The sequence below is a fragment of the Pseudothioclava alba genome, from assembly GCF_033100795.1.
GTDB lineage: Bacteria > Pseudomonadota > Alphaproteobacteria > Rhodobacterales > Rhodobacteraceae > Pseudothioclava.
This window is the reverse complement of the sequence record NZ_JAWLVI010000011.1, coordinates 45,137-52,044: the sequence shown is the minus strand read 5'-3', so window position 1 is coordinate 52,044 and position 6,908 is coordinate 45,137. Positions and strand designations below refer to the sequence as shown.

The following is a 6,908-nucleotide window of genomic DNA, read 5'->3' as shown; positions in this document are numbered from 1 at the left end:
TGCTCCTTCAGGATGCCAATGATTTGCACTTCGCTGAAACGGCTTCTCTTCATCGTCTGTCTCCTCAGTTGGAGAACAGCCTAACCTCAAATCGAGGACTTTTCAGGGGAGCACGTCACCCGAGACCATGTCCTTGCGCAAGCGAGACGCGCGCGATGTGTCGATCAGCGGCAGGGTTCTGCATACTGATTTCATGGGGTCGGTGATCCGCGCCCGGGTAGATGTCGAGGGGCAGCCGGTCTCGATTGACATGTTCAACCAAAACGACCTCACCTTGCCTCAGCCCGGCGCTACGGCGGACCTATTCTTCTCTCCCGATGACCTGTTGGTGCTTCCAAAATGATCTTCCCTGGCTTTGATGCCCCCGGCCGCTTCTGGCGCGGCAATCTGCACACCCATTCGCACCTCTCGGACGGCTGCCTGTCGCCCGAAGAGGTTTGCCGCCGTTATGCTGCCGAGGGGTATGACTTTCTGGCGCTGACCGACCATTTTGTCGGTCTGTATGGTTATCCGATCGTCGACACGACCGGATGTCGCCACGAGGGTTTCACCACCCTTTTAGGGGCGGAGCTGCATTCCGGCGCGATGGAAAACGGAGAGCTGTGGCACATCCTCGCGGTCGGCTTGCCCGCCGATTTTGCGCCCTCGCATGCGCCTGATTTCGCCCCCGTGGAGGGACAGGAAACCGGCCCCGAAATTGCGCGCCGCGCCCGCGAGGCGGGGGCTTTCGTGGCGGTGGCTCATCCGCACTGGTCGGGGCTGACGCTGGCGGACGCCCGCAGCATCGACGCCGCCCATGCGGTCGAGGTCTATAACCACGGCTGCTTTGCCGGTTGCGATCGGGGCGAAGGTTTTCACATTGCCGATCTGCTTCTGAGCGAGGGGCGTGATGTTACCCTGATCGCCACCGATGACGCGCATTTCACCGAACCCGATCACTTTGGCGGCTGGGTCATGGTCAAGGCCGAGGAAAACACCCCTGAAGCCCTGTTGACGGCGCTTAAATCGGGGGCGTTCTATTCTTCGCAGGGGCCGGAAATTCGCCACGTCGAGCTAAAAGGTGATCGGATCGTGGTCGAATGTTCGGCCGCGGCCTCGGTCATCGTGCAGGGGGCGGGTAGTGCCGCTCGGGCGCTGCATGGCCAGTCTCTCACCCGCGCCGAGATGACGCTGGAACGGTTTGTGGCCTCCGATTGGCTGCGGGTGAGCGTGATTGACCGTGCTGGAAAACGTGCCTGGACAAACCCGATCCACCTTGCGCCAGATGATGTGCCGCGCTGAGTATGGCTAGGTCCGTTCCGATGGATGAGCAAGCATCAATGTGGCGAGAACGTGTGACCGGGACGAATTTATGGCCCCATTCGTGCTGAAGGCTGGCAAGGGACAGCCTGAGCGGTGCTATCGCTTTATCTAAAGGTCATCCGCTGGGGCTGGTTCTAACTCCCGAACGTCCTCCTGGCTAGGATCGCAGTGACATCGCGTCGTCCCCTCACGGGGGCGTGCTGGATGTGGCAAAGTCGAAGGGCTTCTACACTGGCGAAAACCCCGTCAACACGATCCGCGATGCCAAGGTTTTGCCGCGCGTGAAGCAGAAGGTGCAGCGCCACAACCCCGCGTGGACGCGAAGCGGGTCGCTGGCGCGCACAATAAGCGCGGGCAGATACTTGATAAGCGGCAGGTCGCTCACCGCGTGGCAGGCGACGTCCCACTTGGACCTCCCTGACAAGGGACGGAGCGCGACGCGGCAGGTATCCCCGTGATCGGGCGCAACTCCCTGTTGCAACAATATTGCAAAAGCTGCCCATTGCCATTGATGCGCGTCGCCGACGCAGGTCAGGCCGTGTCAGTCACCCGCTGACAAATCAAGAAAATCATCGACGAAATGCGCCAATAGTTCGGGGCGTGAGGAAACTCCTGATTTCTTGAAGATCGAGGTCAGGTGCGATTTGACTGTCCCCTCGCAACAGCCGCGCATTTCGGCGATTTCTGCGATGCGCAGCCCTTTGACCGTCATCAGCGCGATCTCGGTCTCGGCAGGCGACAGCCCCCATTCGTGAAAGCGATGATCGACCAGACCAGCAAATTCGCTGCGCACACCGGCCAGACGCTCTTTCATCCGCCGGATCGCTGCGCGTTGTAACAACAACTGGCGCGAGGACTGATAGAAGGCAAAATACAGCAGTGCCGTCGCCAATATTTCGGACACCAGCAAAACCGGCCCGTGCTCGGCCTCTTGCGACTCTTCAGAAACCGAGGCGTGAATCTCGAGCGAAATGTCGATTGTCAGGATGACCGCGCAAACAAAGTGGATCAGCGACAGGACAATCAGCCCGAATTTTCCCGCGAATGAGAACGAGAAGCCCGATTTCGAGGTATTTACGCCTAAAATAGCATCCATGACCGCCCTAGACTTTCGTCTAGTCCTCCTGAACTTTGATCTTGTTTCACGCTGTTGCGGCATCCTTCCGCAATTATCCCATTGATTGCAACCATTCAATCACGCCAACGTGAGGCCGATCGGAGTCGATCGAAACGCGCAAACACCAGCAGTTGAACCCAACAAAATCAGAGAAGGACACACAGCATGACCATCCTAAATCGAGCATTCGCTGTGCTGACGGCAGTTTCGGTAGGCGCGGTAGCAACGGCAGCATTCGCAGAACCGGACCAGGGTTCGATCGCACGCGGCGGGAAACTTTACGACAAGTGGTATAAGGTCGTGAAAGCGGACGTCCCGGCAGAGTCGCACCCGCTTTATCCGGCCAGCAACGAGAAATACGCCAAAGACCCGGCAAGCAACTGGCGCTGCAAAGAGTGCCACGGCTGGGACGGCATGGGTGTGGACGGCGCCTATAAGTCGGGCAGCCACGCGACCGGCATCAAGGGCATCAACGGCATGGCGGGCGCCGATCCGGCAGCAATCGTCGCGGTCCTGACCTCAGCGGATCACGGCTTTGGCGACAAGCTTTCGGAAGAGAACCTGAACGATCTGGCCAACTTCGTGGCTTATGGTTCGGTCGACTGGAGCCTCTATATCAACGAAGACAAGTCGATGAAGGGTGACGCGGCCAAAGGCGCACAAGTTTACGGCACGATCTGCGCCAACTGCCACGGGGCAGACGGCAAAGAGCCGAAAGAGATGCCGCCGCTTGGCTCGCTCATGGGGAACCCGTGGGAAGTGATGCAAAAGGTTCTGAACGGCCAACCCGCCGAGGTGATGCCTGCACTGCGCGCCATCGACCATCAGGTTGCTGCGGACATCCTCGCGCATATCGCAACGCTGCCGCAAGAATAACACCCGCGGCTTAGACCTATCTTGACCGGCCGTCGGACAGCACCCCTCTCCGGCGGCCTTTTCCATAAGAAAAGGGGGCTTCAATGCTTTCGTTCATTCGACGGCTGTTTCGCTGGTATTTAAGGCCGAGCGTGCAGATCGGGCAGGGCATTTTGCTGACCATCGGGATCGGCGCAGGGATCGTTCTCTGGGGCGGGTTCAATACCGCGATGGAGGCGACCAATACGCTGGAGTTCTGCATCTCGTGCCACGAGATGGAGGACACGGTCTATCAGGAATACAAAACTTCCGTTCACTACAAGAACCCCGCCGGTGTGCGCGCGGTTTGCTCGGATTGCCACGTTCCGCATGAATGGGGCCCGAAGGTTGTCCGCAAGATCAAGGCCTCCAACGAGATCCTGCACAAGCTCCTTGGCACGATCAACACGCCCGAGAAGTTCGAGGCGAAACGCGCCGAGCTTGCCGGTCACGTCTGGGAGACAATGAAGGCGAACGACTCGCGCGAGTGCCGTAACTGCCACAGCTTCGATGCGATGGACTTTGAGCATCAGGCCCGCCGCGCTCGTGAAAAGATGGAGCCGGTCGCTTTGGGCACCGATCTGTCCGAGGGCAGCACCTGCATCGACTGCCACAAGGGGATCGCGCATAAGCTACCCAAGGTCGAACGCGACGACTAAGGTCTACGCCTTCTGAAAAACAAAAGCCCCGGCTTTCCCGCCGGGGCTTTTGTCGTGTGTCGACGTTTACTCATCCGTCGACAGCTCCAGAAAATCATCGACAAAATGCGCCAGTAGCTCTGGTCGCGACCGTGTGCCCGATTTGCGGAAAATGCTGGTCAGATGCGATTTCACCGTGGCTTCGCTGCACTCGCGCATGGTTGCGATTTCGGCAATCCGCAGCCCCTTGACCGTCAGCATCGCGGTCTCGGTTTCGGCTGGCGACAGCTCCCATTCATGGAAACGGCGCTGCACCAGCCCCGCGAAGTCGTGACGCACCCCGTCCAGACGTTGCTTGGCCCGATGGAGGGCGGCGCGATGCACCAGTATGTGTTTGGACGACAGGAAGAACGCAAAGAACAAAAGCCCCGTCGCGAACGCCTCGGTAATCAGGTGGAACAGACCGTGCTCCGGCTCGGCCTGATCGTCCGTCAGGTTGGTGTGGATCTCGAGCACGACATCGACAGTCAGAATAACCCCGCAAACGAAATGGATCACCGAGAGAGCAACCAGCCCCCCTATCCCCATCAGCGACGAGGAGATACTCGTTCTAGGTGTATTATTCGCGAAAAATGCGTCCATAGGCATTCATACCTTTGTCGTAGTGGCCCCAACTTTCATCTATTTCCGGTATTCAGCGGCATACTGCAGCAATTGAGCGTTTGATTGCAACAACCCGATCACGCCAGTGTGACATTACGCTGAAGTCATATAATGCGAAGGGCGCGCAACCGGGAAGTCACAGGGAGGCAGTCCCCGTTGTTCGCATCGTATAATTTTCTGAATTAACCAGTATTCGCAACGGCATAGGCAACTAGTTTCGTGCCTGCTCCGTTCGTCCCTTCGCATCAGCGCACGCGCCGCTGCCACAATGGCGCGCATGACGAAAGCAATTCGCTTTCGACAACAGGGAAGGGAGAGAGAAAACATGAACCATAGGACTACAGTCATAAAAACGGGTCTGGCGATGATCGCCGCCCTGACGCTTTCAACCGGCGTTCAGGCCGACGGCGTCAAGTCCATCAACGAGGCATATCTGGAAGATGTGCGCGCAGGGCGCATTTCGATCGAGGGCGATCATGCGGCGGTCACCGAGCTGATCCTCAAGCGCAACATTCCGATCCCCTACAGCTATATCTCGGAACTGATGGCCTCGCCCAACGCTTTCGGTTCGGGCCCGGCCTGCATCGTCTGCCACTCGTCGAACGATCCGGCGCAAAGCTATCGCGGGCTTGACCTGTCCACTTGCGACGGCATCAAGCTCGGCTCGACCGAGGCTCCGGCCCGCCCGCTATTCGTAGCCGGTCAAGACCCCAAGCGCGAAATCCTTGGCCGCCGCCTGCGCAATAACCGGATGCCGCTGGGAATCTCCTTCGACGTCGATCATGGCTCGGATGCAATCAAGACGGTCGAAGTCTGGATCACCGATGGCGCCCAGAACGACGAGAACTTCAAAACCGCTGTTCTGCCGCTGTTCAACACCGAGAGCGTTTTCGGCCCCGACACGCCCGCCTGCTCTGATTGCCACATGTCGAACGAAGAACCTCCCAGCTTCCACGAGCTGGACCTGACCTCGTACGAAGGCATCATGCTGGGTGCGGATTCCGTGGCTAAGGGCGTCGACAAGGCGACCAAGGTCATCATCCCGGGCCACCCCGAGCAAAGCGGCGTGTTCCAGCACCTCACCGAGGACCGTATGCCGCCGGGCATCGACCCGTCCGAAGACCGCGACCACCCCAACACGCAAATCCTGTTCGCGTGGATCAAGCAGGGCGCGCAATGCCGCTAAGGCTGACGCGGCGCACTGTGGTGCAATCCCTTCTCACCGGCCTGACGCTCGGGCCGGTGAGAGCTTTTGCGGATAGCTACGACCCGCTGAGCGCGCGCTGGATGTGCCCGACCGACAACAGCCGGATCACGCCACTGAGCGAGGCGGCGGGGCGGCTGTTCTACGCGGGCGACCGGACGCTAGGCGCGGTCTCGGTGGCAAGTGGCGAGCCGCTTTGGACGCAGCCCCACGGCGCCGCCGATCCGGCGGTGTTTCGCCCACGCCTCACCGATAGCGGGCTGATGGTGGTTGGCGGGCGCAGTTGGCTGGCCGCCTACGATCAGGCCAGCGGCGCCGAGGTCTGGCGCTATGCTGCTCGCATCCAGACCGGCGTTCCGCTGATTGACGGCGCGGTAATCTGCTTTGGCGACGGGCACGAGATCGTCACCCTTGATGCCGCCACCGGCGCCGAGCACTGGCGCTTTGCGGGTGTCCCCGACACGCTGGCCAGCTATGCGCCGACGGCGTCAGAGGATATGATTATCGCCGGTCCGGGCGATGGCCGCATCTATGCGTTGGACAAGGCTACGGGCGCGTTGCGCTGGCAGCAGGACGTCCGCGACCGCTGGCAATACCTGCGCCAGATCACGGTGGCCGACGGGATTCTGGTCGCCGGAACCTACAAAGAGTTCCTGACCGGCCTTTCGCTGGAAGACGGCTCGAAGCTCTGGAGCTTTAACGCGGGCAATTTCATCAACTCGCAGCATGTCGCGGATGGCGCGGCCTTTCTGTGGTCGCCAACCGGCTGGGTCTATTGCATCAGCCTCGCCTCGGGGCGGGTGCGCTGGCGTCACCGCACCACGGACTATAATGGCAGCGCGGACAACTGGGCCTCGGTTCTGGCCGAGATCGCCTCGCAGGACGGGCGGCTTTTTGTCCTCTCGATGGATAACGTGCTGCATGTGCTGGATATGAAAAACGGCGAAGAACTGGCCGCACGCAAGGTGCCTGCCAAAATCCGCCACGCGGTATTGCCCTTGGCGGGTGGCGCGGGGATCGCCTTCCCGACGACCTCGGCGGAGATATTGCTGACTGAGGGAATATAAGCCCCGGAACGAGGCCGAATTAG

General features: G+C 60.0%; 9 protein-coding genes. 6 read left to right on the top strand and 3 right to left on the bottom strand.

The genetic code is table 11. The features are described from left to right. Window positions 1-127: 127 nt before the first annotated feature. Together RYZ20_RS15470 and RYZ20_RS15465 are read left to right on the top strand one after the other, a co-directional pair. The gene (locus tag RYZ20_RS15470; protein WP_317675073.1) at window positions 128-343 is read left to right on the top strand and encodes a TOBE domain-containing protein; all 216 of its coding nucleotides are present in this window, start codon (window positions 128-130) and stop codon (window positions 341-343) included. Next, window positions 340-1,281 (top strand): PHP domain-containing protein, encoded by a 942-nt coding sequence (locus RYZ20_RS15465; protein ID WP_317675072.1) that lies wholly within the window; start codon window positions 340-342, stop codon window positions 1,279-1,281. The genes RYZ20_RS15470 and RYZ20_RS15465 overlap by 4 nt, the downstream gene beginning before the upstream one ends. Before the next feature lie 247 nt (window positions 1,282-1,528). On the opposite strand, the gene RYZ20_RS15460 is transcribed toward RYZ20_RS15465, so the two are convergent. Both RYZ20_RS15460 and RYZ20_RS15455 read right to left on the bottom strand, forming a co-directional pair. After that, window positions 1,529-1,783, bottom strand: a complete 255-nt coding sequence (locus RYZ20_RS15460) for a hypothetical protein (RefSeq protein ID WP_317675071.1) — start codon at window positions 1,781-1,783, stop codon at window positions 1,529-1,531. A 60-nt stretch (window positions 1,784-1,843) separates the two neighbouring features. Next, the gene (locus RYZ20_RS15455; protein ID WP_317675070.1) at window positions 1,844-2,398 is read right to left on the bottom strand and encodes a helix-turn-helix transcriptional regulator; all 555 of its coding nucleotides are present in this window, start codon (window positions 2,396-2,398) and stop codon (window positions 1,844-1,846) included. 186 nt (window positions 2,399-2,584) lie between these two features. Here RYZ20_RS15455 and RYZ20_RS15450 point away from each other — a divergent pair, with 186 nt between their 5' ends. Both RYZ20_RS15450 and RYZ20_RS15445 read left to right on the top strand, forming a co-directional pair. Further along, complete coding sequence (locus RYZ20_RS15450) at window positions 2,585-3,295, top strand: c-type cytochrome (protein WP_317675068.1); 711 nt, start codon at window positions 2,585-2,587, stop codon at window positions 3,293-3,295. Window positions 3,296-3,378: 83 nt separating this feature from the next. Beyond that, complete coding sequence (locus tag RYZ20_RS15445; RefSeq protein ID WP_317675066.1) at window positions 3,379-3,972, top strand: NapC/NirT family cytochrome c; 594 nt, start codon at window positions 3,379-3,381, stop codon at window positions 3,970-3,972. Window positions 3,973-4,038: 66 nt separating this feature from the next. On the opposite strand, the gene RYZ20_RS15440 is transcribed toward RYZ20_RS15445, so the two are convergent. After that, window positions 4,039-4,593: a helix-turn-helix transcriptional regulator gene (locus RYZ20_RS15440; protein WP_317675064.1), complete on the bottom strand. Its 555-nt coding sequence runs from the start codon at window positions 4,591-4,593 to the stop codon at window positions 4,039-4,041. Between the two features lie 346 nt (window positions 4,594-4,939). Between RYZ20_RS15440 and RYZ20_RS15435 the strand changes: the two genes are divergently transcribed. Both RYZ20_RS15435 and RYZ20_RS15430 read left to right on the top strand, forming a co-directional pair. Further along, window positions 4,940-5,800: a hypothetical protein gene (locus RYZ20_RS15435; RefSeq protein ID WP_317675062.1), complete on the top strand. Its 861-nt coding sequence runs from the start codon at window positions 4,940-4,942 to the stop codon at window positions 5,798-5,800. Beyond that, entirely contained in the window at window positions 5,791-6,885 is a 1,095-nt protein-coding gene (locus tag RYZ20_RS15430) for a PQQ-like beta-propeller repeat protein (RefSeq protein WP_317675060.1), read from the top strand. Before RYZ20_RS15435 ends, RYZ20_RS15430 begins: the two co-directional genes overlap by 10 nt. Window positions 6,886-6,908 lie beyond the last annotated feature (23 nt).